The organism is Pseudomonas paraversuta (assembly GCF_904063065.1).
GTDB lineage: Bacteria > Pseudomonadota > Gammaproteobacteria > Pseudomonadales > Pseudomonadaceae > Aquipseudomonas > Aquipseudomonas paraversuta.
The window spans coordinates 1-26,423 of sequence record NZ_CAJFCL010000002.1; the positions used below are offsets into that span (position 1 = coordinate 1).

Consider the following 26,423-nt stretch of genomic DNA (forward strand, 5'->3'; position numbering starts at 1 on the left):
GAGCACGAGGTCGGCAGCCTCGCGTTTGAATTCAGCGGAAAAGGTACGGCGTTGTTTGGTCATCTGACACCTCGATCTGGCGAGTATTCTCGCCTAAAAGGGTGTCCGGTTTCATTAGACCACTACACAATGCCACGTCCGACAAGGTGTAAATCATCAGTTTGTCGATTTCTCTCGGGGTGAGCTGCATAAGCCCTCCTATCTACAGTGCGGTAAAAAATTTAAGTTCTGGAGTGCCGGTCGGGCAGAGGTGCAGGCAAAAACGCTGCGCACGTTGAACGCTTGCGAAGGTGGGTAAAAGGTGTGGCGGGGTGGCGAATGCGAGATTTGTTTTCATGGGGCTCAACCGTTCAAATCCTTGTCAGACGGGCGCGAACAGAGCCTAGACCATAATTTTCGACTGGCCAGAAGCTTGAGGAGGGGGGGCAGATATTGATAGAAGTCTGGTTGACTTCTTATAACTATTTAAAAAACAGAGGGTTACGAAGGTATTGGCGAGATTTCAAGTGCCTTTGGTACCCGATAACCCATTGTTTTGAGTGAAGAATTATTAATCTTTAGTGCGATATGTCATTTAAATGAGTCATGGGTTGCTGAAAAATAGCGGGCGGATCGCCTGTTAGCCTCCAGATAGACGATTGCGCACCCAGAGTGCCTGGCGCTATTTATGGGCTTGAAGGGGATTTTTCAGCAACAGATGCCGATGGCCTTTTTGGTAAAGCGCAGCATGCAGCTGGTCGTTGAGATCGGTCAGTTGCCGGAGCATTTGCAGACTCAGCCAGACAAAGGCATAAAACTGGGTTTCGTTGACCTTGCCATCGATGCACTTGAGCACCAGCTCTTTCAAGTCGTTGGCTTTCTGGCGCAGTTCACCGCTGATCTGGTTATCCGAAACACCGTTGCACAGCTTGTCCTGCAGCGACTCGAGGGCCTGCGGGATCAAGCGATTAAGGTCACGCAGGGCGGGCTCGCTCTCAATCAGCTTATGCCCTTCATGGGACGCCCAGTAGGCATCAATCATCAGGCTCATGGTGGTGAACAAATTGCGGTGCAGGGTCTGCATGGAGTTGAAAACTTCGGGCTTCAAATTGCTTTCGTTGCTGGCCGCCGACACGTAATTGCGTAGCTTGACCACTGTGTCCAGCTCGTCTTTCAACTTGTCATCCAGATTGGGCCGTTCCAGCACCAGCGGGGAGAAGTACGCTTCATACAACTCGCTGAGTTTGCCCAGGCTTTCGCTGAATTTGATTCGCATGTCGGTATACGCCCGTTGCGGATAAATACTGGTGAAGAGCATGGCCAGTACCGAACCTGCCAGTACATAAAGACTGCGGGTGATTGCCGACTCCATGTCGTTGGGCGGTGCGCAACTGACCACCGCCAGGGTGGCGCCGATCAACAGGGCCATATAGGGGTGTTTACCCAGGGTCAGGTAACCGGCGATAAACATCGTGACCGCGCTCCACGCCAGCATCGCGGGAAACGAGTAGAGCTCCATGTACAGCCCCGCCAGCCCGGACAGCGCACCAATGACGGTGCCGAAGGTGCGCTGTACGGCACGGGAAGACACATTGCCCCAGTAAGGTTGGGGCCCCATCACGATCAGCATGGTGATCAGGGCGTAAGACGCGCCGTCGAGTTTGAAATAGCGGATGGCAACGAAGGTGGTCAGAAAGGCGAGGCTGATTCGCGCGGCATGAATCCAGCGGCTGTATTTACAGAGCAGCCGCTCCAGTTTCGAAATTTTATTGCCTAGCTGCATAAAGCCCCCAAACCCTGTAATGGAATGCGCACGGAGCGTAGTTCAGGAACAGTCAGGCCACCACCGGCAACGGGGTTGCCATGGCGCGATAAGAGGGGGGGATTCGGGGGAAGCGTTGTGGCGTGGTTCAAGAAATAAAAAAGGCCATTACCATCATGGGGATCCGGTAATGGCCAAAAATCTCAACCAAAGAGAGCGTCAGGCCTCGGCCTGACGGGAAACAATGTATCAATCTTTAACTTAGTTAGCTACCTAACAAGTGGCGATACAGTTTTACCTGTCATGCAACAATGCAGAATTGCCCGTCTAGCGATCCGGCGCGTTAAACGCTACCCTTTGGCCCCATGCAAATACCTGACTTGAATCCGCTGGTTGCCCTGAATGTCTTGCTCGAAGAGGGCTCGGTAGTGGGCGCCGCCCGGCGCATGAACCTGAGTGCTCCGGCCATGAGCCGCACCTTGACCCGCATTCGCGATGCCTTGAACGACCCGATTCTGGTGCGTTCGGGACGTGGCCTGGTGCCCACCCCCCGGGCGCTGGAATTGCGCGAGCAGGTGCGGGGCGTGGTGGAGTTGGCCCACGGTGTCTTCACCCAGAGCCAGGACAGTGATCTGCGCCTGCTGGAGCGCACCTTCAGCATTCGCGCCAATGACGTGTTTTTCGGTGTGTACGGGGGTGCCTTGCGTCAGCAAATGGCCCTGGAGATGCCCAAGGCGTCGCTGCGGGTAGTACCTGAAGGCTTCACCGATGATGAAGCCTTGAGCGAAGGGCGCATTGACCTGGCCATCTGTGCCACCAACAAATTCAGTTCAGACATCAAGGTCCAGCGGCTGTTTACCTGCCCCTTTGTGGGGCTGGCGCGGGAAGGTCATCCGATCTTCGATCAGCCCATCACCGCGCAACGCTTTATCGCCTTTGACCACATCAGCGTTTCGCGCCGGGGCCGGGCTCGCGGGCCGATTGATACGGTGCTGGCCGAGCAGGGGCTGGAGCGCCGGGTGTCCTTTACCACGCCCACTTTTTACTCGGCGATTTTTGCCCTGGCCGGCGCGGATTTGATCTTGCCGCTGATGCCCCAGGTCTTGCTCAAAACCCTGGCCCCAATGGGCTTGAAACTGCGTCCTTTTGAATTGCCGATCCCCCTGCAACCGGTTGAAATCTTTCAAGCCTGGCACCCGCGTCTGGACAACGACCATGCCCACCGCTGGCTGCGCCGCACCCTCAAGACGTTCTGCGATAACGCCGTGGCCTGAGAGATCCTCGCTTCAGGCACACGCTTGCTCTCGATCTGGCTGTGGATTGCGTCCGACGCACTCCATAGTTAGCTATTTATCAATTTTTATAGCATTGCCTGCTGGTTAAACTTTTCGTCATCTAAAAGACGGAGTCAGCCATGTATTGGCGTTTTAAACGTGGGCGTCATTTGGCGCCGGAGGGCGGGGCATGACCTCGCTGACCGCCGGTTCCACGATTGCCGCGATGTCAGCCAAATCCCCCCCTGCCAATGCTGCTTTTGGCCTGCGGATTTTTACCGGGCTGGTAGGGGTATTGCTGGCGGTGCTGGTCTCGGGGTTCAACGAGAACGTGACCAAGGTGGCAATGCCCGATATCCGTGGCGCCATGGGCATTGGCTATGACGAGGGCACCTGGTTGCTGGCGGTGTACAGCGCCACGTCGATCAGCGCCATGGCGTTTGCACCCTGGTGTGCTGCGACATTCTCCCTGCGCCGTTTCACCCTGTGTGCCATAGGTGCCTTTTTGCTGCTGGGCATCCTCTGTCCGTTTGCCCCTAACGTTGATGTACTGATGGTGCTGCGCACTTTGCAGGGGTTTGCCGGTGGCGCGTTGCCGCCCATGCTGATGTCGGTGGCGCTACGGTTTTTACCGCCGGGCATTCGCCTATACGGCTTGGGCAGCTATGCGCTGACCGCAACCTTCGGCCCCAGCTTCGGTACGCCACTGTCCGCATGGTGGGTGGAATATGCCGGCTGGCAATGGGCGTTCTGGCAGATTGTGCCGCTAAGCCTGCTGGCAATGGGCTGTGTGGCCTGGGGTCTGCCGCAGGACCCGCTGCGCCTTGAGCGCTTCAAACAGTTTGACTGGCGCGGCCTGCTCCTGGGGTTGCCGGGCCTGATCATGCTGGTTCTGGCGCTGGAACTGGGCCAGCGCCTGAACTGGTTGGAGTCGCCGATGATCCGGTTTTTCATCTTCGGCGGCGGCACGCTGCTGGTGCTGTTCTTTATCAACGAATGGTTTCATCCACTGCCGTTCTTCAAGTTGCAATTGCTGAAAATCCGCAATCTGGCCCACGCCTTGCTGACCCTGGGCGGGGTGCTGTTTGTATTGCTGGCAGTGATCAAGATTCCCTCCAGCTATCTGGCCCAGATCCAGGGCTATCGCCCGCTGGAAACCGCTCCGGTGATGTTGCTGGTGGCGCTGCCGCAATTGCTTGCGCTGCCGCTGGTGGTTGCCCTGTGCAACCTGCGCCGGGTTGATTGCCGCTGGGTTCTGGCCATAGGTCTCGGGTTGTTGGCACTGGCCTGTGGCATCGGTTCACAAGTGACGGCGGCGTGGAGCCGGGAGAACTTCTACCCGTTGCAGGCGATTCAAATCATCGCCCAGCCGATGGCAGTGATTCCTTTGTTGATGTTGGCCACCGGTGGCCTGAACCCGGCCGACGGGCCGTTTGCCTCGGCCTGGTTCAATACCGTCAAAGGCTTTTCGGCAACGGCCGCGGGCAGCCTTCTTGGGGTGTTGACGCTCAACCGCGAGCACTTCCACTCGACGATGCTGATCGATCGCCTGGGTAACTCGCCGCTGGTGGCTGGCAGTACAGATCTGGCACACCGGATACACCAGCAGGCGGTGGTCCTGACCTCTTCAGACCTCTATCTGTACATGGCCGGTCTGGCGCTGTTGTTAATTGTATTAATTCCTTTTGGCCCGACGCGGATCTATCCGCCGGGCACAGCTGTTGGAGCCGTGAAATGACCACAACAATCGGGCGCAAGCCCTGGGTACTGGGCAGTGCGGGCCTGGTGGCGATAGTCGTGCTGTACGGGCTATGGCAACTTATCTTTGCTACCAGCACAGTACAAAGCACCAATGATGCCTTTGTCAGTGCCGACTACACCTTGATCGCGCCAAAAGTCGCAGGCTTTATCGATGAGGTGCTGGTGCAAGACAACCAGCCGGTCAAGGCAGGTCAGTTGCTGGTACGCATTGATCCCCAGGACTACCAGACCAATCTGCAAGCAACCCGGGCCAATGTGGCGACGGCCCAGGCACAACTGGCCAACGCGCTGGCCATGCTCGAGCGTCAGCGTTCGCTGATCGAGCAGGCCAGTGCCACGGTTGACGCTGATCTGGCCCAGGTTGAGTTTGCCCGGCATGAATTGCAGCGCTATGAACATCTGGCCGGGCAGGGCGCGGGCACGCTGCAAAACTCGCAGCAGGCAAAAAACCGCTCACAGATCGCCCGTGCCGAACTGGCTCAACACCGTGCTGCGCTGGAGGCTGCCCGCCAGCAAACCCGGGTGCTGGTGGCGCAAACCACTGCTGCCCGGGCTTCGGTACAGCATGCCGAAGCCTTGCAGGCCCGGGCCGAGCTGGACTTGTCCCACACCCGCCTGGTGGCGCCCTTCGATGGCGTAGTGGGCCGGCGCAGCGTGCGCCTGGGTGCCTATGTAAAACCGGGTGACTCAGTGCTGGCGGTGGTGCCATTGGCCCAGGCGTATGTGGTCGCCAACTTTCTGGAGCGCCAACTGACCCACGTCAGCCCGGGGCAACGGGTCACGATCAAGGTCGACAGCTTTCCCGGCGAAACCCTGCTCGGTGTCGTCGACAGTATTGCGCCGGCCACAGGGGTAACGTTTTCGGCCATTGCCCCGGACAACGCCACTGGCAACTTCACCAAGGTGGCGCAGCGCATTGCGGTGAAAGTCACTCTGGACCAGGGACAGTTGTCAGCCGGGCGGCTGCGTCTGGGAATGTCGGTGGATGCGTCCATCGACACCACAGCCACTGCCAATGAACAGGTCAGTGTGCGATGAAGCCTGGTTTTCTGGTCTGCGCTGTGGCCTGTTACAGCGCGCTGGCTTTGAGTGGTTGTGTACTGGGGCCGGATTTTCAGGCCCCCGTGCCGCAACTGGCTGAGCGTTGGGCTCCGGTGGCAAGTGAGCAGGGTCATAGCCGCACCGTCGAGTCTGCGGTAGACCCGCGCTGGTGGGACAGTTTTGGCGATGCGCAATTATCGGCCCTGGTGCAAGAAGCACAGCAGAGCAACTTCGATGTGCAGCTGGCTGCCAGCCGGCTTGAGCAGAGCCGGGCCATTCGCCGGCAAATCGCGGCTGACAGCCTGCCTGCGGTTGACGGGTCCCTGGCTTACAGCCGTAGCCGCAATAGTCAGCAGGGTTTGAACGACCCCTCGGGCCATAGTGGCAAACAGGCGTTCAACCTGTGGAATGGCGGGTTGGGGCTCAGTTGGGAAGCCGACTTGTGGGGCCGGGTCAAACGCTCTGTGGAAGCGGCCGATGCTTCTGTGCAGATGGCCGAAGAAGACCGCCATGGCGTGCAGTTACTGGTGATCGTGCAGACCGCACAGCACTATATCCAGTTGCGAGCCACCCAGCAGGCACTGGCAGTGGTGCAGCAGAACCTGCAGATTGCCCGGCGAAGCCTGGAGTTGACCCGTTTGCAGGTAAAAGAGGGGGTGGCCACCGACCTCGAAGTGTCCGAAGCGGCGGCCCAGGTGGCAGAAATCGAAGCGCGAACGGCGCCTTTGCAACAGCACAGCGCGCAGTTGATCAACGCCCTCAGCTTGCTGCTGGCCCGAGAGCCGCGGGCGATGGCACAGCAACTGAGCGAACCCCAGGCGGTTCCGGCCTTTGGGGCTGATGTACCGGTCGGTCTGCCCAGTGAACTGGCGCAGCGGCGTCCTGATATCCGCCGTGCCGAGGCCCGTCTGCATGGGGCTACAGCCTCGATCGGGATGGCCCGGGCGGATTTTTATCCGCGTATCACCTTGTCCGGCAGCCTCGGGTTTCAGGCGCTGCAACTGTCGGATCTGGGCAGTTGGGGTTCGCGCAGTTTTGCCTTTGGACCGAGCTTGAGCGTACCGCTGTTCGAGGGCGGACGTTTGCAAGGGGCGTTGCAATTGCAGGAAGGACGCCAGCAAGAAGCGGCCATTGCCTATCGCAAAACCGTGTTGCGGGCCTGGCACGAAGTGGACGACGCGATGGTTGCCTATCAGGCCGGTCAGCGCCGGCGCGACAGCCTCACACAGGCGGTGGAGCATAGTCAGCATGCACTGGACAGTGTTCATCAACAGTACGCCCAGGGCACGGTGGATTTTCTGAACGTATTGACCGTACAAAATGCATTGCTGGCCAACCAGGCCGCGCTGGTCGAGAGCACGGCCCAGGTGTCGTTGTCATTGGTGGATGTATACGCCGCGCTGGGCGGAGGCTGGCAGGGATAGCATGCAGCCTGGGCAGCCATCGCCGGCAAGCCGGCTCCCACGGGGCGTATTGGCCCATGGCTTGTGTGCACTTGTGGGAGCTGGCTTGCCAGCGATGCAGTCGCCCGGGTTTGTCTGAAGCATCGCCGGCAAGCCGGCTCCCACATGGGCATATTGGTGCATTGGCCCATGGTTTGTGTGCGCTTGTGGGAGCTGGCTTGCCAGCGATGCAGTCGCCCGGGTGTGTCTGATGCATCGCCGGCAAGCCGGCTCCCACATGGGCATATTGGCGCATTGGCCCATGGCTTGTGTGCAGTTGTGGGAGCTGGCTTGTCAGCGATGCAGGCGCTGCGGTGTGTCTGAAGCATCGCCGGCAAGCCGGCTCCCACATGGGCATATTGGTGCATTGGCCAAGGGCTTGTGTGCACTTGTGGGAGCTGGCTTGCCAGCGATGCAGGCGCCCGGGTTTGTCTGAAGCATCGCCGGCAAGCCGGCTGCCACAGGGGCATATTGGTGCATTGGCGCAGGGCTTGTGTGCAGTTGTGGGAGCTGGCTTGCCAGCGATGCAGGCACCCGGGTTTGTCTGAAGCAGCACCGGCAAGCCGGCTCCCACATGGGCATATTGGTGCATTGGCCAAGGGCTTGTGTGCACTTGTGGGAGCTGGCTTGCCAGCGATGCAGGCACCCGGGTTTGTCTGAAGCAGCCCCGGCAAGCCGGCTCCCACATGGGCGTATTGGTGCATTGGCGCAGCGCTTGTGTGCAGTTGTGGGAGCTGGCTTGCCAGCGATGCAGGCACCCGGGTTTGTCTGAAGCAGCACCGGCAAGCCGGCTGCCACAGAACAGGGGCAGATTTGCTATGCTCGCGCCCTCGACTTCAAGCGCCAACATAGGCGCGTCCAGTTCACATTGAGCGTAATTATGTCTGCCGATACCCAAGCCACAACGGTGCGTTTTTCCCGTTCCGACTACCGAACCCTGGGGCTGGCAGCTCTGGGCGGGGCGCTGGAGATCTACGATTTCATCATTTTCGTGTTCTTTGCCCTGACCCTCAGTCAACTGTTTTTCCCGCCGGACATGCCTGAATGGCTGCGCTTGCTGCAAAGCTTCGGCATTTTCGTGACCGGCTATCTGGCACGTCCGCTGGGCGGAATCCTGATGGCGCACTTTGCCGACCATCTGGGGCGCAAGCGGGTGTTCAGCCTCAGCATTCTGATGATGGCACTGCCGTGTCTGCTGATCGGCATCATGCCCACTTATGCCGATATCGGTTATTTCGCGCCGCTGATCCTGTTGGCCCTGCGCATCCTGCAGGGGGCGGCAGTCGGCGGCGAGGTGCCCAGCGCCTGGGTGTTTGTCGCCGAACACGCGCCGGCCGGGCGCCGGGGCTTTGCCCTGGGCTTTTTGCAGGCCGGGTTGACCTTCGGTTATCTGATCGGCGCCTTGACCGCGACACTGCTGGCACAACTCTTTACCCCGGCAGAAATTCTCGACTACGCCTGGCGTTTCCCGTTCCTGCTCGGCGGTGTGTTTGGTGTGATTGGCGTGTGGTTGCGCCGCTGGCTCAGTGAAACCCCGGTATTTCTGGCTTTGCGCGAACGCAAAGAGGGCCGGGCAGAGTTCCCGCTGCGCACCGTATTGCGCGATCACCGGGCGTCATTGCTGCCGGCGGCATTGCTCACCTGCGTGCTGACCAGTGCCGTGGTGGTGTTTGTGGTGATCACCCCGACCGTGATGCAGCAGCGCTTTGGCATGACGGCCAGCCATACCTTTGCCCTGAGCAGTCTGGGCATCGTGTTTTTGAATATCGGTTGTGTACTGGCCGGGCTGATCGTCGACCGCATTGGCGTATGGCGCAGCATCGTGCTCTACAGCGTGCTGCTGCCGCTGGGCATTGGCCTGCTGTACGCCAGTCTGGTGGGTCAATGGGCCTTGCCCGGCCTGGCATACGCCTTCGCCGGTCTGACCTGCGGAATTGTCGGGGTGGTGCCTTCGGTCATGGTCGGCCTGTTTCCGGCGCCGATCCGCGTCTCGGGGATTTCCTTCACCTACAACATTGCCTACGCATTGTGGGCCAGTACCACGCCGTTGCTGCTGATTGCGCTGATGCCGTGGAGCGCCTGGGTGTGCGTGATGTTCTGCGCGATGATGGGCCTGGTCGGGGTATTGACGGCCCGTCGTTATGGCCTCAACCGTGACAATCTGGTTGAGCGGCGCCTGGTGGCCAAGGCTGAAATGTAACGGGGCGAATGGGGGCGGGACTAATTTCAGGGCTGTGTCGAGCGTCTTCCATGGGCAGGCCTGTGTTTGTGACACCGGTCTGCCCAACTATCTGCAGGAGACAACCGATGGCATTTGACCGTGAAGACACGCAGTTTCTGGTGGTGATCAATGGGGAGCAACAATACTCGATCTGGCCCGAGTTCAAGGCCGTGCCGCAAGGCTGGTCAGCGGTAGGCGTCGCGGCCTCCAGGGCCGAGTGCCTGGCATACATCGAAGCCAACTGGACCGACATGCGCCCGGCCAGCCTGCGCGAAGCGATGCAGGCCTGACGCTGGACCGACACAGCTCGCGAGCAAGCTCGCTCCTACAAATAACAACGCCGCTGACCCGAAACGGACCGCGGCGTTTTTGCACATCCAACACCCGGCCCCCCTGTAGGAGCGAGCTTGTCTCGCGAGCTTTTCAGCAAAGAACAACGCCGCAGCCCCCCGAAACGGGCCGCGGCGTTTTTGCACATCCAACACCCGATCCTCCTGTAGGAGCGAGCTTGCTCGCGAGCTTTTCAACAAAGAACAACGCCGCCGCCCCCCGAAACGGACCGCGGCGTTTTTGCATATCCAACACCCGATCCTCCTGTAGGAGCGAGCTTGTCTCGCGAGCTTTGCCATACGCACACAGCTCGCGAGCAAGCTCGCTCCTACAGAATGCGGTACCTCGTTTACCAGCGGTAATTGACCGAACCGATCAACGTGCGCTCGTCGCCATAACGGCAAGAAACGTTGCAGAACAGGTACTTCTCATTGGACAGGTTTTGCGCCTTCATGGCCACGGTCCAGTTGTCGTCGACTTCGTAGCTGACTTTTGCGTCGAACAGGGTGTAGGCGTCAACCTTTTCGTCCAGGTCCGAGCTGGAGGTGCGGCTGGTGCCCATGTAGCGGGCGCCACCGCCGAGCACGACCTTGGGCAGACCCAGGGCGCTCAGGCGATAGTCGGCCCACAGGCTGGCCATGTGGTAAGGCACGCCGTCGATGCGGGTACCGACCCGGCTGGCCACGGAGTCTTCGGTAATCTTGGCATCGGTGTAGGTATAGGAGGCGGTGGTGCTGAGGTTGGCGGTGATCTCGGCTTTTGCCTCCAGCTCGACACCCCGGGAGCGGGTCTCACCGAACTGCACGGTGTTGCCGGTGAGGTCGGTGCTCAGGGAGTTTTTCTGCTTGAGGTCGTACACCGCGGCGGTCAACAGCGCATTCATGCCTGGCGGGGTGTAGCGCACACCCATTTCGTACTGTTCGCCTTCGGTTGGCTCGAACGAGGTGTCGGCGTTGGCGTTGAACACGTTGGCCGGCAAGAACGACTGGCTCCAGCTGATGTAGGGCGCCAGGCCGTTGTCTGCTTCATACACCAGGCCTATGCGGCCAGTGGCTTTCTTGTCTTCCCGTGGCGTGCGCTTGCCGGTGGCATTGGCATAGGTTCGGCTCTCGGCCCAGTCCTGGCGACCGCCCAGGACCAGAATCCACTTGTCGTCGAACTTGATCTGATCCTGGAGGTAAAGACCGGTCTGCGAACTGTGCAGGTCCGATCCGCTATCGGCCGAGGTAATGGTGGTCGGTGCGTCGTACACCGGTGCGTCCGGGTTGAATAGCGAAGTGGCGCCAGCGTAGCGATGCGAGTCGTAGGTCTTGTGGTAGTAATCCACCCCGGCCAGCAGAGTGTGCTGCCAGCGGCCGCTGTTGAGGGTCCATTGCACGTTATTGTCGCTGGTCCAGCCTTCGGAGTGCTCACGGCGGATGCTCGCCCTGCGGGCCAGCAGTCCCTGATTGCGCAAGGCGGCGCTGCCGGTATCGGCAATTTGCATGTAGTCCCAGCTAAGGTTTGCATCGAAGTGGCGCAGCGAATGCAGGACTTTCAGGTCAGGGGTGAAGCTGTGTTCGAACAGGTAGCCGATGGTGGTCGAGTAGTTGTTGTAGTGATCGAAGCCGCGCTCGCCGGTGAACAAATCGCGGTCGACCTTGGGGTAAAGGGTGCTGGATGACGTCGTCAGGTCGTAGTCCAGCGGCGGCGCGAAGCTGGTGCGGGTTTCCTGGTAGCTGGCGAGGAAGGTCAGCGAGGTGTCCTCGTCCGGACGCCAGGTGAAGGCCGGCGCGATGTAGCGACGGTCATCGGGAGCGTCGACGGTCTGGGTGTCACTGTCGCGCCACAGGCCCGTGAGGCGGTAGGAAAACTGCCCCTGGTCGTCCAGCGGGCCGCCCAGGTCGAAGCTGTACTGCTTGCGCGCATGGCTGCCGTATTCGACGTTGACTTCATGCAGCGGGACATCGGTCGGGCGCTTGGTGATGGTGTTGATCAGGCCGCCCGGCGACAGTTGGCCGTACAGCACTGAAGACGCGCCCTTGACCACTTCCACGCGCTCCAGGCCGTAGGGTTCGATGCCGCCGTCATACACGCTGCCTTGCAGTTTCATGCCGTCGCGCAGAATACCGCCGGTGCCCGAGCCCACGTTGAAGCCACGGATCACGAAGTCATCGCCCACGCGGCTGAAACCCCCCGGCTGGGTAATCACCCCCGGGGTGAAGCTCAGGACTTCGGCCAGGGTATCGGCCTTGCGTTGGTCCATTTCATCGCGGGTGATGATCGACACCGACTGCGGGATTTCCTTGATCGCCGCGTCGGTTTTGCTGGCGCTGGTGCTGCGCATCGCCACCGGGCCACTGACATGGCCGGTGGGGTTCTCGACGGCTTTGGCATTGATGCTGGTTTCTTCCAGCATCAGCGCGCCCCCGGGCGCTGCGGTAGCGGGTTGCTCGGCGGCGAAGGCGGTGCTCAGTGGCAGGCCACTGAGACACAGGGCCAGCACCAAGGGATGGTAGGCGAAGAGGTTTTTTGCGTGCATGGAGGTTCCGGAGTGAGAAGTGATTATTTTTTTAGTTGATTAAGGGCAGGTCGCGCGCTACCCGATCCCCATCAGGCAGCGTGCGGCCAAATGCGATGGATCAGGGGTGGTAGTCGTCGAAGAACGTCTCGCGTTCAAGGCGCAGCAGGGCGGCTTTCTTGTGGGGCAGGGTGATGGTCTTGAGCCTGCCGAAACCCTGGGACTCAAGGAAACCGATCTGCCGGGTATGGTCGATCCGCGGTTCGCCGAGGATGCGCTGGGTGCGCGGCTCGTCGATGAACATGTAGTGCATCAGCGAGCGGAACCAGCCCTTGAGCTTGCCGGCGCTCTGGTGCTTGCTCTCGCCGACCACCACGTGCCAGCCACGGTCGTGGTCCTGTGCATCGTAATAGGGGGCGATGCGGTCTTCCTTGCACCAGTAGATCTCGAAATAGGCAAACGGCTCGTCGTTGTAGCTGCCGATCAGTGGCAGCACCCGCGGGTCATCCAGCATCTGTTGCAGGTACGCGGCATGTTCATCCAGGCTGCCGGTCTGCTCCCAGAAGAACGCGACCTGCTCCAGGTTCATCCAGCGGTTGAAACGCTCCAGGTCCAGACCGATGTCCACGGTGCGCAAGCTGAAGGTGGTGTTCAGGCCGGGCAGTTCGCGGCGATAGACCTCGCCGTGGGGAATGGGTGGCCGCTGCGGGTGGCGCTTTTCCCCGCTGAAGGTGTAGCGCAGCGGCATGCCGGCGGCGGAACTGGTAGTAAGCCAGGGCAGCGGGTGTTGCCAGAAACTGCTGCGCGAGCAGGCCAGGCGTGCGGTATGGCCATCATGACCGAGCAGGGTGTCGAACACCCCCTGGCGTATGGCATCCCGTGCGCGGTCGAGGGAGAGCGGGGCACTGACTTCCAGCAGCGGGACGCGGGACGAATTGCAGAAGACCTGGCCCAGCAGTGCCAGCAGACCACTGACCGGGAACGCTTCGGGCAGGCTTTCCAGTTGCACATGGGCATCCTGGCGGCGGAAATACACCGGGGCAACACCCTCGATGGTCAGGCTGGCGTTACCATCGTCCGCCACCCGGGCGATCACGCTGCGGCCGTCAGCCAGAAGAAGGGTGAAGTTAGGCGTGGTCATGATGCTTCTCCGTTAGTGTTTTCTCGCGTATGCCGGCCCGAAAACAACTGACCGGCAGTGGCCGGCGCAGTTGGTGCAGGCGAAGCTTAGGTAAAACTGTAACGAATGGGAATCAGAACTATTTAGATTTTATTTCTTGACGGATTCTGTCCTGCTCCGGATCAGCGCTTGCGCGCCAGCAACCACATGAAATACGGGCCGCCGATGAAGGTGGCGAACATCCCGGCGGGGATCTGCCACGGGAACACCAGGTTGCGCCCCAGCCAGTCGGCCAGCACCAGCAGCGTGCCGCCCAGCAGGGCCGAAAGCAGCAATTGTGCGACCGGCCGTTGTGCGCCCAGCAGGCGCGCCATGTGCGGCGCGATCAGGCCGACGAAACTCAGCGGCCCGACCACCAGGGTGGCCGCCGCGGTCATCACCGCGGTCAGCAGCAACAACAGCAGACGGCTGCCGCCCAGGGAAATCCCCAGCGCCCGGGTGCGTTCGGCGCCCAGCGGCATGATCGCCAGCCAGCGGTTGCACAACGGCGTGACCAGCAGGAACAGCGCGGCCAGGGCGCAGATGATCACTGCCTGGCTGGCGTCTATGCGATAGGTTGAGCCGGTCATCCAGCTGAGCATCAGCAGTACCCGGGAATCGCCGCTGACCATGAACAGCGCGGCAAAGGCGTTGAGCAATGTGCTCAGGGCCACGCCGGTGAGCAGCATGCGGTCGGGGGCGAAGGCGCTGCGCCAGCTCAGGGCGACGATGGCCAGCAAGGCGAGCAGGGCGCCAAAGGTGGCCGCCAGCAACAACAGCAAAGGGCTGAAGCCGGGCACCAGCAGCAGGGCAAAAATGCCGCCCAGTGCGGCACCGGAACTCACCCCGAGCATCTCCGGACTGGCCATGGGGTTACCGGTCATGCGTTGCATCAAGGTCCCGGCCAGGGCCAGCAGGATGCCGGCGCCAAAGGCCGCGGCAACCCGGGGCGCGCGCCATGGCAGCAGGGCGTCGAACTCGGCGCCGCTGCTGAAATACCAGCCATCCGGCCCGCGGCCCCAGGTCAGCGCAAGGAACAGGGCAATGGCCAGCACTGCGAGCAATATCCAGCTGGTGCGTTTGAGCCGGGCGACCTGAGCGGTTGCGCGGGCGGCTGGCGGGTTGAGGCGGGTTTCATGCAGGCGGCTCAGCAGCACCAGCAGCAGTGGCGCACCAAGGAACGCAGTGAGGATGCCGGTGGGGATCTCGCCCCCCAGCAGCGGCGCCAACGCCTGAACCACCTGGTCGGCCAATAGCAGCAGCAAGGCCCCGAACAAGGGTGCCCAGAGCAAACGCTGGCGCAGGGTGCGGGCGCCGGCCAGGCGGGCCAGGGCGGGAGCGGCCAGGCCGACAAAACCTATCACCCCGACACTGGCGATGGCGCTGGCACTCAAGGCCACGGCCACGGCCAGGGCCATCAGGCGCAGGCGGTTGGGCGACAGGCCCAGGCTGCCGGCCGCTGCATCGTTGAGGCCCAGCAGTTGCAGCGGCCGGGCCAGCAGTGCGGCGAGCAGTGCAGCCACCCCAAGGCGTGGCGCCAGATGATACACATCCTGCCAGCTGTTCTGGTTCAGCGAGCCCGATTGCCAGATGAACAGATTGCTCAAGACTTCATGGTTGGCCAGCACCAGCAAGGTGCTCAGGGTCCCGCAATACAGGTTGATGATCAGCCCCGAGAGAATCAGCGCCACCGGCGACAGGCGCCGGCTCCAGGCCAGGCCCAGCACCGCGAGCATGCCCAGGGCGGCGCCGGCCAGGGCCACGCCTTCCTGGCCGCCGTCCAGCAGGCCCGGGGCATAGATTGCGCAGGCGGAAAGGGCCAGGTAGGCACCGGAAGCCACGCCCAGGGTGGTCGGTTCGGCAATGGGGTTGCGCAGCACTTGCTGGAATATCACCCCGGCCAGGGCCAGGGCCGCGCCCACCAGCAGGCTGATCACCAGCCGTGGCAAAAAGCTGTAGCGCACCAGCAGGGCGGGCAGATCCTCGGGTGACGCCGGGCCGATGGCAGTGCTCCATGAAACATGGGCCAACAGCGAATTGCCCTGGTGGACGCTCAGGGCCAGGGCGATCAATAGCAGGCCGAGGGCCAGCCAGACCGGTTGCCGGCGCAGGGGTGAAGTGGGTTCAGGCACGGTTGGATTCCATGGCGAGCAGTTGTTCGGTGATGGACAGGGCCAGGCGCTGCGCGGTCAGCAACCCGCCACTGGGGTAGAACCGTGGCAGCCCCAGGGCGCGGCCTTCGTGGATCATCGGCAAAGCGCGCCAGATCGGACTGTTGTCCAGCCGGCGCTGGGCGGCCAGAGCTTCGCGGGGGTTGGTGTAATACAGCAGCGATGCGTCGGGTTGCTCAAGCAGTGTCTCGATGCCCACCGCGGGGCTGCCGCCCCAGGCATTGGTGCGGCCCTGATAGGCATTGCGCAGACCCAGGCGCTCGAGTACGGCCTGATACATGCCCTTGGCACCGAACAGCAACAGGTGGCGACCGTCCGGGTTGAGGCGCGCGATGTACACCGGGCGCTGGCTGACCGGTGCCAGCCTGACGCGCAACTGCTCGAGCAGGCGGTCGGTCTGTTCCAGCAATGCCTGTGCCTCGGCGCGCCGGTTCACCAGAGCGCCGAGCTCCAGCACTACCTGGCCGGCATTGCGATAGGGCTGGGCGTTCGCGCTATAGATATCGAAGCTGCGCAACGGCGCGATACGCGAGAGCAAGGTGCCTTCCAGCTGCCAGGAGGTGCCGATGATCAGCTCCGGCGCCAGGCGTTGCAGGTACTCCAGATTGGGCTCGATGCTCGGGCCCAGATCCAGCACATCGTCGGGCAATTCCGGGCTGGCGACGAACTCGCGATAATACCCGGCGTTGACCACCGCCCGGGGCGCCACGCCGAGGCCGAGCAGGCTTTCGGTAAGGGCAGGCTCGAAACTGACAATATCGACTTTCGGCAGTGTCGGATCGCCAGCGCGGACCACAGGCAAGCCGCACAGCGCGACCGGCAACAATGCGAGGCCGGTCAGGGCCCGACGGCGGGTAATGGGCATTGCAACAGACTCCGAAGCAGACAGGTCGCCCTCAGGCGAGAATGAGAGTCTATAGCAACAGCACCTAATTCCCAATACCTGCAATAATGCCGCGTCCTAAAGAATCCGCCACAGGCTTCGTCTATTCCGGGAACCCAATTTATCGATGGCGGCGGCGTGACGGCCTGCGCCAGCCGACCCCCAAGGAGACACCATGTCATTGTTCGGTATGCTGGTTCGCACCTCGCACACACGGCTGGCCGTGGCCATTGGCGCGAGCCTGGTCTGCGGTCTGGCCAACGTGTTGCTGGTGGCGCTGATCAACCAGGCCCTGAATGCTCCACTGGACGGCCTGGCCAGCTATGCGCTGCCCTTCGTGCTGGTGATAGCCCTGGTGATGGGCAGCCAGGTGCTGTCCAGGGCGTTGTTCGCCTACCTCAGTCAACAAGGCCTGGCCACCCTGCGCATGCACATTTCACGGCACGTGGTTGCGGCGCCCCTGCGCGGGCTGGAAAAGGCTGGACGCGGACGTATCCAAGCGGCCCTGGCCGACGACACCACCACCTTGTCGAACTTCTTTACCGGCTTCCCGATGCTGGTGACCAGTGCCGTGGTGGTGCTCGGTTGCCTGGGCTACCTGGCATACCTGTCGTGGGTGATATTTCTGGTTTCGGTGTTGGCCATCGGCCTTGGCTCCCTGGGCTACCACCTGTGCCATTCCCACATGCTGCAGTACTTCCGCAAGGCCGGTGCCAGCCAGGACGAACTCTTCGGTCATTTCGACGCCATGGTCTCGGGGGCCAAGGAACTCAAACTCAACCGCTCCAAGGCCCGGCGTTTTCTCGATGAAGTGCTGGTCAGCGCTGTCGAGCAAGTGCGCCGCAACCGGGCCAAGGGCCTGATGCTGTTCGCCATTACCGGTGGCTGGGGGCGTTTGCTGTTTCTGGTGCTGATTGGTGTGGTGCTGTTCCTGCGCCTGTGGGTGCCTTCCGACACGGCGGTGATCACCGGCTACGTGATGGTTTTCTTGTACATGATGGGCCCTCTGGAAGGCGTGCTGCTGAACCTGCCGCAGATGAGTCAGGCACGGGTCGCCAGCGCACGGATTGAAGCGACCCTTGCGCAACTGGAAGCCGAAGCCCGCTCGCAAACGCCGGCGCCTGCGGTGCAGGCCAAGGGCGTGACCCTGGAACTGGATGGTCTGACCCATGGTTATTTCAGTGAGCGCGAGGATGAAGTTTTTACCCTTGGCCCGGTCACGCTGACCCTCAAGCCTGGCGAGATTACCTTCCTGGTCGGAGGCAACGGCAGCGGCAAGACCACCCTGGCCAAGCTGATTGCCGGCCTGTACGTGCCGGAAAGTGGCGAAGTGCGGGTCGATGGCCGACCTGTGGCGGCGGACGGGCGGGACGATTATCGCCAGCTGTTTTCGGCGGTATTCTCGGACTTCCACCTGTTCGACACCCTGCTCGAAGCGCCGGATTCCAGCCTCGACAGCCAGGCATCTGATTGGCTGGCCAAGCTGCACCTGGAGCACAAAGTCAGCGTCAGCAATGGTTCGTTTTCCACCCGTGAACTGTCCCAGGGCCAGCGCAAGCGCCTGGCGTTGATCGTTGCCTGTCTCGAAGGGCGGCCGGTGATCATCTTTGACGAATGGGCGGCAGACCAGGACCCGGCGTTCCGTGAAGTGTTCTATTGCGAACTGCTGCCTGAGTTGCGGGCCCAGGGTAAGACGTTGCTGGTCATCTCCCACGATGACCGTTATTTCCATCTGGCCGATCAGTTGATCAAGCTTGAGCGTGGGCAGATTGTCAGCTCAGGTAGTCGCCAGTCGAGTCCTGCGGTGTGTCAGGTACACCGCGGGTGAGGGGGTTACGGGCGTTGCCCGATCGCAGCTTCGTAGGGCTCGTCAACGACTGCACAATGTTCCCGAAGAGTCCGGTAGTCGCTGTTTTGATGTTTGCTTTTTGCTTTTGAAAACGATGTCCCTGCAGCCACTCGATAGTCGAAACGACGCGGATGCCCATCACAGAAGGCCGAACGCAGGTGCTGTTGTGGGGGTGGCGAGGCAGGACGCCGAGCCAGCCGTGCCGGGCCATGGATGGCCCGTCACGGCGTGCCCCCACAACAGTGCCGGAGTGAGGGCGCCGGGCGAGCCTAGGCGAGCTCGGCCGTATGGTAGGGCGCAGACTTTTTGGTTCCTTTTGGGGCGTTTGCCAAAAGGGACTCGCTGTAAGAGCGAAACCGATATTTCAGTTAAACGCCTGTAACGGATATGTACGCGGTACTGCAGTTAAAACTGAGCGTACATATCCATTCTATGTATCACGGCTTTTTACGGGTTTCGCCCTTACGGCGAGTCCCTTTTGTCAAACAGCCACAAAAGGAACCAAAAAGGCCTTGCCCCAGCGTACGGCCTTCGCTGCGCTCAGGTTCCCTCGCTCCGGTCCTGCTCCGTGGCCACGCCGTGACGGGCCATCCATGGCCTAACACGGCTCTCCCGGCATCCATGCCGGGAGGACCACTACGCAGAACCTCCGCTCGGCCTCCCGAAGGGGCTTGAAGATCAAGATCAAGATCAAAATCAAAAGCAGATCAAAAGCAGATCAGAAGCAGATCAAAAACGACCTTGTAGGCGCTGTTTTGATTTTTGCTTTTAAAAACGATGTCCCTGCCGCCACTCGATAGTCGAAACGACGCGGATGCCCATCACAGAAGGCCGAACGCAGGTGCTGTTGTGGGGGTGGCGAGGCAGGACGCCGAGCCAGCCGTGCCGGGCCATGGATGGCCCGTCACGGCGTGCCCCCACAACAGTGCCGGAGTGAGGGCACCGGGCGAGCCTAGGCGAGCTCGGCCGTATGGTAGGGCGCAGACCTTTTGGTTCCTTTTGGGGCGTTTGCCAAAAGGGACTCGCCGTAAGGGCGAAACCCGTAAAAAGCCGTGATACATAGAATGGATATGTACGCTCAGTTCTAACTGCGGTACCGCGTACATATCCGTTACAGGCGTTTAACTGAAATATCGGTTTCGCTCTTACAGCGAGTCCCTTTTGTCAAACAGCCACAAAAGGAACCAAAAAGGCCTTGCCCCAGCGTACGGCCTTCGCTGCGCTCAGGTCCCCTCGCTCCGGTCCTGCTCCGTGGCCACGCCGTGACGGGCCATCCATGGCCCAACACGGCTCTCCCGGCATCCATGCCGGGAGGACCACTACGCAGAACCTCCGCTCGGCCTCCCGAAGGGGCTTGAAGATCAAGATCAAAATCAAAAGCAGATCAAAAACGACCTTGTAGGCACTTCGGCGTTTGCCAAAAGTGCCTCGCCGTAAGGGCGAAACCCGTAAATCGCCGTTGTGCATTGAACGGATATGTACCTAGTTCAAGCAACTGGAATACCGCGTACATATCCGTTCCAGACGTTTAACTGAAATACCGCGGTTTGAGGGGTTGCGGGCTTTGCCCGATCGCCGCCTCGCACAGCTCGCCAGCAACTACAGACCAGGCCAGGTCTGGTGCCCTGCAAATAACAATATTTATCAAAGACAGTTAATTCCCCAGGTATTTCTTTCGTTCTTATTAGCAGTGTTCCAGGCAAGGCCGGCCCGGCTTGTCGACTGCTTTTAAGGAGATCCGCAGTGTCCGTCGCCCCCGATCGCATCCGCCTGTTCTGCTTCGCCTGTTCCGGCGCGAGTGCCATGGCCTTCGCCCCGTGGCGGGCTGTATTGCCGGCATGGCTCGATGTGCAGCCGGTCGAACTGCCCGGCCACGGGGGCCGTGGCGATGAACCGTTGCAGGTGGATATGCCCGTCCTCGCCGCCAGCCTGGCGGCCGAACTGGCGCCGATGATCAACGGCCCTTACCTGATGCTCGGCCATAGCGTCGGCGGCGTGGTGGCCCTGGAGGTGGCCCACGCCCTGGTCGCTCTGGGGCTCGAACCGCCCGAAGCCCTGATCGCCGTGGCCAGTACCGCCCCCGGGCAGCGCGACGGTAATCCCGATGCGCAACCCATGACCGATGCCGAACTGATCGCCGAGTTGCTTCGCCTCGACGGTACACCCCGGGCAGTACTCGACGATCCGCAATTGCTGGCCATGGTGCTGCCGGTGCTGCGCGCGGATTTCCTCCTCGGTGACCGCTATCAGCCGCCGCGCCGTGGGCCTTTGCCTTGCGCCCTGCATGTGTTCGGCGGGCGTGACGACAGTGTCGCCGTCAGTGCCCTGGCGGCCTGGGAAGCCGAATGCAGCGGGCCGTTCCATTTGCAGATCTGCGACGGCGGGCACTTTTTCCTGCATCGCCAGCGCGCCGACTTCCTCCAGCGCCTGCTCGCGCTGTGCCTGGATTTACGCCAGCAGGCATCGCGTCTCTCGCTCCCTTCATTGCGCGCCCTGGGTTGATCCGGGTCGTACCGCCGTCCTTTTTTCGCGGAGTCTTCCATGCTTGATTCACGCTTCGATATCCGGCCCCTGCGCCATGCCGATACCCCCTTGCCGCTGCTGATTGAAGCCCGCGAGCCCGGTCTTGAACTGGCGGTCTGCCTGCCCGCGCTGCGGGCGCTGATCGAGCAGCAACTGCTGGTCGCCGGTGGCGTATTGCTGCGCGGCTTCGAGGTGCAGACCGCCGAGCGCTTTCGCTCTTTCGCCACCGGCTTCGGTTCGGACCTGCTGACCTACGAGTTCGGTTCCACGCCGCGCAGCAACGTCACCGCCGGCATCTACACCTCTACCGAATATCCGCCGCACCAGCACATCCCGCTGCATAACGAACAGGCCTACACCCGGGACTGGCCAATGAAAATCTGGTTCTTCTGCCAGCAGGCATCTCCCGTAGGCGGTGCCACGCCGATTGGTGACAGCCGGGCAATTTATCGCCGGGTCGGTGAACAGATTCGCCAGCGCTTCGCCAGCAAAGGCCTGATGTACACCCGCAACTACGGCAACGGCCTGGACGTGTCCTGGGAGCAGGTATTCAACACCCAGGACCGCGCTGTCGTGCACGCCTACTGCGAGGCCCACGGCATCAGCCTGGAGTGGAAAGACGACGGCGGCCTGCGCACGCGCCAGGTTTGCCAGGCGGTGGCCACCCATCCGCGCACCGGCGACGCGGTGTGGTTCAACCAGGCGCACCTGTTCCACGTTTCCAACTTGCCCGAGGAGGTGCGCGAAACCCTGCTCGATCTGGTGGAGGAAGAGGACTTGCCGCGCAACGTCTATTACGGCGACGGCAGCCCGCTGGAAGAAAGCCTGCTGGAGGACATTCGCGGCGTGATGCAACAGGAACAGGTCGAATTTTCCTGGCAGGACAATGACGTGCTGATGCTCGACAACATGCTCACCGCCCACGGTCGCGCACCGTTTCAGGGGCCACGCAAAGTGGTGGTGGCCATGGCCGAACCCCACGGCGCCGACGTGCGCTGAGTACCCCTCGATTTTTTTCTGACTTTTTGCGATTGCAGGAGGACGCCCCATGGCCATCCCACATCAGCCTCAACCCCAATCCCTGATCGAGATGCTGGCGCAGCGCGCCGAGCAGCAAGGCGATCAACTGGCCCTGCGCTTTCTCGGTGACGGTAACCAGACCACCGAGCTGTACACCTACGCCCAGCTGGATGCCCGGGTCCGGCACCTGGCCGCCTGCCTCGGGCAGCACGCCGGGGAGGGCGACCGGGTGCTCCTGCTGCTGACCAACGGCCCGGACTACATAGTGGCCTTTTTCGCATGCCTGTATGCCGGGCTGATCGCGGTGCCGGCCTATCCGCCGGAGCGCAATCGCCAGTTCCACACCGAACGCCTGCAAGGCATGGCCATGGATGCCGAGCCCTCGTTGATTCTCTGCGAGCATGCTGCCCTCGACGCTTCCCGGTTGCTGCGTGACGGCCTGACCCTGGCGTCCTTGCCGGCCCTGGCCAGCGTCCAGGATCTTGAAGCGCAAGCGCCCCGGGCCTGGCAACCCCGTGCCGTGCCGGGCGATGCCATCGCCATGCTGCAATACACCTCCGGCTCCACCTCCGAACCCAAGGGCGTCGAAGTCACCCACGCCAACCTGCTGGACAATCAGTGCCTGTTGCAAATGGGCTTTGGCACCCGCCCGGGGGATGTCTTTGTCAGCTGGCTGCCGCTGTACCACGACATGGGCCTGATCGGCGGCATGCTGCAACCTATCTATGCCGGGGTGCCGCTGGTGTTGCTGACCACCCAGCACTTCCTCGCCCGGCCGGCGCGCTGGCTGGAAGCTATCCACCGCTACGGCGGCACCCTCAGCGGCGGCCCTGACTTTGCCTTCCGCCTGTGTACCGAGAGCGTGCGCGACAGCCTGCTTGCCGAGCTCGACCTGAGCCAGTGGCGGGTTGCGTTTTGCGGTTCCGAACCGGTGCGGGCCGACACCCTGGCCGACTTCGTTGAGCGCTTCTCGCCGGCAGGGCTGGCGGCAACCACCGTACATCCATGCTACGGCCTGGCTGAAGCGACCCTGATGGTCACCAGCAACACCCGTGGCGGCCCGTACTACACCCTGCATGTGGACCATGAGCAATTGGCGCTGGGCCGGGTGGTCCCTGACCCGCACGGCAGCGAAATGGTCAGCAGCGGCGGTTTGCTGTTCGATGATCAGGTGCGCCTGATGGACCCGCAGACCCTGCAACCGGTGGCTGAAAACAGCGTGGGTGAAATCTGGGTGCGCGGGCCCAGTGTGGCCCGTGGCTACTGGCGCAACCCCGAGGCCACCGCCCGTACCTTCCTCGACCTGCCCGACGGCCGCTGGCTGCGTAGCGGCGACCTGGCGTTCCTGCATCAGGGCGGTCTGTTCATCACCTCGCGGGCCAAGGATGTGATCATCATTCGCGGCCAGAACCGTTACCCGCAAGACATCGAAAAAGCCGTGGAGCAGGGCGTCGAAGCGGTGCGCAAGGGCCGTGTCGCAGCGTTTCCGGTGCAGGTCGACGGGCGCGAGTGCATTGGCATCGCCGCCGAGATCGGGCGCAGTGTGCAAAAGAAATTCGACCCTCAAGTATTGATCGAAGCCATCGACCGGGTGGTCAGTGAAACCCAGCAGGAACCGGCCAGCGTCATTGCCCTGCTCGAGCCGGCGGCCTTGCCCAAGACCACCAGCGGCAAGCTGCAACGCTCGGCCTGCCGCCAGCGTCTGGAGACCGGTGAACTGGGCGCGTATCACGTCTATCGCCGGCCCGTATTGAGCCGCAGTGGGGCCGCGCCGGCAGGTGCCGCGCCCCTGGGCCACACCGAACAGCGTCTGGCGGCGATCTGGTCCGAGGTGCTGGAAGGCGCCGAGATCAGCCGCGACGACATCTTTCTCGCCGTAGGCGGGCATTCCCTCGCCGCCGTGCAAGTCCTGGCGCGGGTGCGCACCGAGTTCAACGTCGAATTGCCCCTGAGCGCGCTGTTTGCCGCCAGCCCCCTGGCCCGGCTGGCGGCCATGGTTGACGCTGCACCACGTCTGGCCGCCGGCGTACCCTTGCAGGCGCTGCATGTCAGCGGCCCGCAGGCCATGTCGCCGGTGCAACGCAGCCTGTGGCTGGCCCAGCAGCTGGGCGGGGAGCAGGCCGGGGCGGCCTACAACATGGTTGCCCAGTTGCGTCTGTGTGGCGAGCTGCGGGTGGACGCCCTGCAAGCGGCATTGGCCGGTGTGCTGCAACGCCAGGCGAGTTTGCGCAGTGCCTTTGTGCCGGGCCCGGATGGCGTGGCCCTGGTGCACTGTGCGGGTCAGGTGGAACTGGCCTTGCCGGTGCTTGACCTCAGTGGTCTGCGCGATGGCGAACAAACCACCGCCCTGGCGGTGGCCGAGGCCGAAGCGGCGGGGCAGCCGTTCGACCTGCAGCGCGCGCCACTGTTACGCGCCACCCTGCTGCGCCTGGGCGCTCAGGAATATCGCTTGCTGTTGAGCATGCATCACCTGATCGGCGATGGCTGGTCGTTCGGCGTGCTGGTCCAGGAACTGGGCGCGGGGTATCAGGCGCAACTGGCCGGCAGCCAGTCGGCGCTGGCGCCGTTGAGTATTCAGTACAGCGACTATGCGGCCTGGCAGAACGCCCGGGCCGGCAGTGCCGAGCGCCAGCGCGAACGCGATTTCTGGGCCGACTATCTGCAAGGCGCCCCGCAGCAACTGGCCTTGCCCACTGACCGTGCGCGTCCCTCGGCCCCGCACACTGGCGGGGCCAGCGTGGCCTTCCAGCTCGACGCCGAACAGGTCGGGCGTCTCGAAGCCCTGGGCCGTGCCCACGGCGCCAGCCTGTTCATGGTCCTGCGGGGGGCTTTCGACTGGCTGCTGCATCGCCTCACCGGCCAGGACGATTTGATCTATGGCACCGATATCGCCGGTCGACCGCGAACCGAGCTGGAACAGCTCATCGGCTTCTTCGTCAACATCGTGCCGCTGCGCGCCCGGGTGCGCCCGCAGCAATCGTTCAACCAATGGCTGGCCCGGGTCAGCGAGGATTCATTGAGCCTGTTCGAACAGGCGGACTTGCCCTTCGAACAGATCGTCGATGCCAGCGCCGTGCCCCGCCAGCGCAACCCGCTGGTGCAGGCGCTGTTCGTGCTGCACAGCATGCCCCGGGGTCAGTTCGCGGTGCCGGGGCTGAGTGCCGAACTGCTGGCCGCGCCCGCCCAGACCTCGAAGTTCGACATGGCCCTGTTCCTGACGCCCAACCCCCGGGGGCTGGGCGGCGAGTGGGTATTCGCCACGGCGATCCTCGATGAGGCGCGGGTGCGCTGCTGGGTCGAGGCCTGGGTCGATCTGCTGGGTCAAATCCTCGCCGACCCCGAGCGTTCCCTCGACAGCCTGACCCTCGGCGCCTTGCAGCCCGCGGTTGCAGCGCCGGTCAGCGGGCGCTCGCGGCTGGAGGCCAGGCGCGACAAGCTGAAGTCCTTTGCCCGTCCGAGCACGCCGCCGGTGGCGGAGGCTGCCGTGCGCTGCACGCCGCTGAATGCCGGCTGCGAGTTGCCGCTGGTGATCGAGCCAGTCAGTGCCGATCTCGACCCCTGCGTGTGGGCCAGCCTCAACCGAGAGTTCATTGAAACCAGCCTGCGCCGGCATGCCGGCCTGCTGTTCCGTGGCTTCGGCCTGAGCACCGCGCAAGACTTCGAAGCCTTCGCCGAGGCCATCCAGCCGGGCCTGTATGGCGCCTATGGCGACTTGCCGAAGAAAGAGGGCGGGCGCAATACCTACCGCTCCACGCCATACCCCGAGCGGCAGATGATCCTGTTCCACAACGAAAGCGCGCACCTGCGACGCTGGCCGCGCAAGCAGTGGTTCTTCTGCGAGCAGCCATCGCCGGTGGGCGGTGCCACACCTATCGTCGACTGCCGGGCGATGTACCGCGCCTTGCCGGCCGCGCTGGCCGAGACCTTCGAACGCAAGGGACTGTTGTATGTGCGCACCTTCACCCCGGGCTTCGATGTGGACTGGCGCGACTTCTACAAAACCGAGCAGCGTGCCGTGGTCGAGGCCACCTGCCGCGAGCAGGGCGTGGCGTTCGAATGGCTGGCCAATGGCGGCCTGCAGACCCGCACCCCTTGCCCGGCAGTGATCCGCCACCCCTACACCGGGGAAAAGTCCTTTTTCAACCAGGTCCAGCTGCACCACGACTATTGCCTGCAAGCCGACGTGCGCCGCGACCTGCTGGGCATAGTCGGTGCCGGGTACATGCCGCGGCAGGTGTATTTCGGTGATGGCACGCCCATCGATGACCTGGTCATGGAACAACTGGGCCAGCTCTACGAAGCCTGCGCGGTGCGCTTCGACTGGCAGCGCGGGGATGTGGTGATGCTCGACAACATGCTGGTGGCCCACGCCCGGGACCCGTTCGAAGGCCCGCGGCGGATCGTCGTGGCCATGGGCGAAATGACCGACCGTAGCGTGTTCGATGACGCTGCCCAAGACAACGAAGAGCGCTCGGGCCAATCGGCCGGGCTGCCTGTTTAAGGACACT

At 62.4% G+C, this 26,423-nt stretch carries 15 protein-coding genes and 1 pseudogene; 10 read left to right on the forward strand and 6 right to left on the reverse strand.

The annotated features are described in order from the left end of the window. Window positions 1–127: 127 nt before the first annotated feature. Window positions 128–190: pseudogene (locus tag JQ845_RS03300) on the reverse strand (urease subunit gamma); the annotation flags it as partial. A 471-nt stretch (window positions 191–661) separates the two neighbouring features. Next, on the reverse strand, window positions 662–1,762 hold the full coding sequence (locus JQ845_RS03305; protein WP_003444962.1) for an FUSC family protein: 1,101 nt from the start codon (window positions 1,760–1,762) through the stop codon (window positions 662–664). 344 nt (window positions 1,763–2,106) lie between these two features. Between JQ845_RS03305 and JQ845_RS03310 the strand changes: the two genes are divergently transcribed. The 6 genes from JQ845_RS03310 to JQ845_RS03335 all read left to right on the forward strand — a co-directional run bounded on the left by JQ845_RS03310 (window position 2,107) and on the right by JQ845_RS03335 (window position 9,770). Beyond that, window positions 2,107–3,015, forward strand: coding sequence for a LysR family transcriptional regulator (locus JQ845_RS03310; protein ID WP_203008281.1), 909 nt, complete (start codon window positions 2,107–2,109; stop codon window positions 3,013–3,015). Between the two features lie 190 nt (window positions 3,016–3,205). Further along, entirely contained in the window at window positions 3,206–4,753 is a 1,548-nt protein-coding gene (locus JQ845_RS03315) for an MFS transporter (RefSeq protein WP_003444960.1), read from the forward strand. Then, window positions 4,750–5,814: an HlyD family secretion protein gene (locus tag JQ845_RS03320; protein ID WP_003444959.1), complete on the forward strand. Its 1,065-nt coding sequence runs from the start codon at window positions 4,750–4,752 to the stop codon at window positions 5,812–5,814. Before JQ845_RS03315 ends, JQ845_RS03320 begins: the two co-directional genes overlap by 4 nt. Then, a complete protein-coding gene (locus JQ845_RS03325) occupies window positions 5,811–7,241 on the forward strand; it encodes an efflux transporter outer membrane subunit (protein WP_203008283.1) in 1,431 nt (476 codons plus the stop codon). Before JQ845_RS03320 ends, JQ845_RS03325 begins: the two co-directional genes overlap by 4 nt. 898 nt (window positions 7,242–8,139) lie before the next feature. Beyond that, window positions 8,140–9,459 (forward strand): MFS transporter, encoded by a 1,320-nt coding sequence (locus JQ845_RS03330; protein WP_003444956.1) that lies wholly within the window; start codon window positions 8,140–8,142, stop codon window positions 9,457–9,459. A 107-nt stretch (window positions 9,460–9,566) separates the two neighbouring features. Beyond that, window positions 9,567–9,770, forward strand: a complete 204-nt coding sequence (locus JQ845_RS03335) for an MbtH family protein (RefSeq protein WP_003444954.1) — start codon at window positions 9,567–9,569, stop codon at window positions 9,768–9,770. Between the two features lie 389 nt (window positions 9,771–10,159). Here JQ845_RS03335 and JQ845_RS03340 read toward each other — a convergent pair whose 3' ends face one another. From JQ845_RS03340 to JQ845_RS03355, 4 genes are all read right to left on the reverse strand, one after another. After that, entirely contained in the window at window positions 10,160–12,331 is a 2,172-nt protein-coding gene (locus JQ845_RS03340; protein WP_203008285.1) for a TonB-dependent siderophore receptor, read from the reverse strand. Window positions 12,332–12,431: 100 nt separating this feature from the next. Then, complete coding sequence (locus tag JQ845_RS03345) at window positions 12,432–13,451, reverse strand: GNAT family N-acetyltransferase (RefSeq protein WP_003444950.1); 1,020 nt, start codon at window positions 13,449–13,451, stop codon at window positions 12,432–12,434. Between the two features lie 161 nt (window positions 13,452–13,612). Then, complete coding sequence (fhuB, locus tag JQ845_RS03350; protein WP_010657198.1) at window positions 13,613–15,601, reverse strand: Fe(3+)-hydroxamate ABC transporter permease FhuB; 1,989 nt, start codon at window positions 15,599–15,601, stop codon at window positions 13,613–13,615. Beyond that, on the reverse strand, window positions 15,594–16,505 hold the full coding sequence (locus JQ845_RS03355; protein ID WP_202210841.1) for an ABC transporter substrate-binding protein: 912 nt from the start codon (window positions 16,503–16,505) through the stop codon (window positions 15,594–15,596). The genes fhuB and JQ845_RS03355 overlap by 8 nt, the downstream gene beginning before the upstream one ends. A 193-nt stretch (window positions 16,506–16,698) precedes the next feature. Here JQ845_RS03355 and JQ845_RS03360 point away from each other — a divergent pair, with 193 nt between their 5' ends. From JQ845_RS03360 to JQ845_RS03375, 4 genes are all read left to right on the forward strand, one after another. Further along, complete coding sequence (locus JQ845_RS03360) at window positions 16,699–18,351, forward strand: cyclic peptide export ABC transporter (protein ID WP_010657196.1); 1,653 nt, start codon at window positions 16,699–16,701, stop codon at window positions 18,349–18,351. A gap of 1,764 nt (window positions 18,352–20,115) precedes the next feature. Then, window positions 20,116–20,874, forward strand: coding sequence for a thioesterase II family protein (locus tag JQ845_RS03365; protein ID WP_127196411.1), 759 nt, complete (start codon window positions 20,116–20,118; stop codon window positions 20,872–20,874). A gap of 39 nt (window positions 20,875–20,913) precedes the next feature. Then, on the forward strand, window positions 20,914–21,894 hold the full coding sequence (locus tag JQ845_RS03370; RefSeq protein WP_003444936.1) for a TauD/TfdA family dioxygenase: 981 nt from the start codon (window positions 20,914–20,916) through the stop codon (window positions 21,892–21,894). A 49-nt stretch (window positions 21,895–21,943) separates the two neighbouring features. Further along, the gene (locus JQ845_RS03375) at window positions 21,944–26,416 is read left to right on the forward strand and encodes a condensation domain-containing protein (protein WP_203008295.1); all 4,473 of its coding nucleotides are present in this window, start codon (window positions 21,944–21,946) and stop codon (window positions 26,414–26,416) included. The last annotated feature ends 7 nt before the right edge of the window (window positions 26,417–26,423 follow it).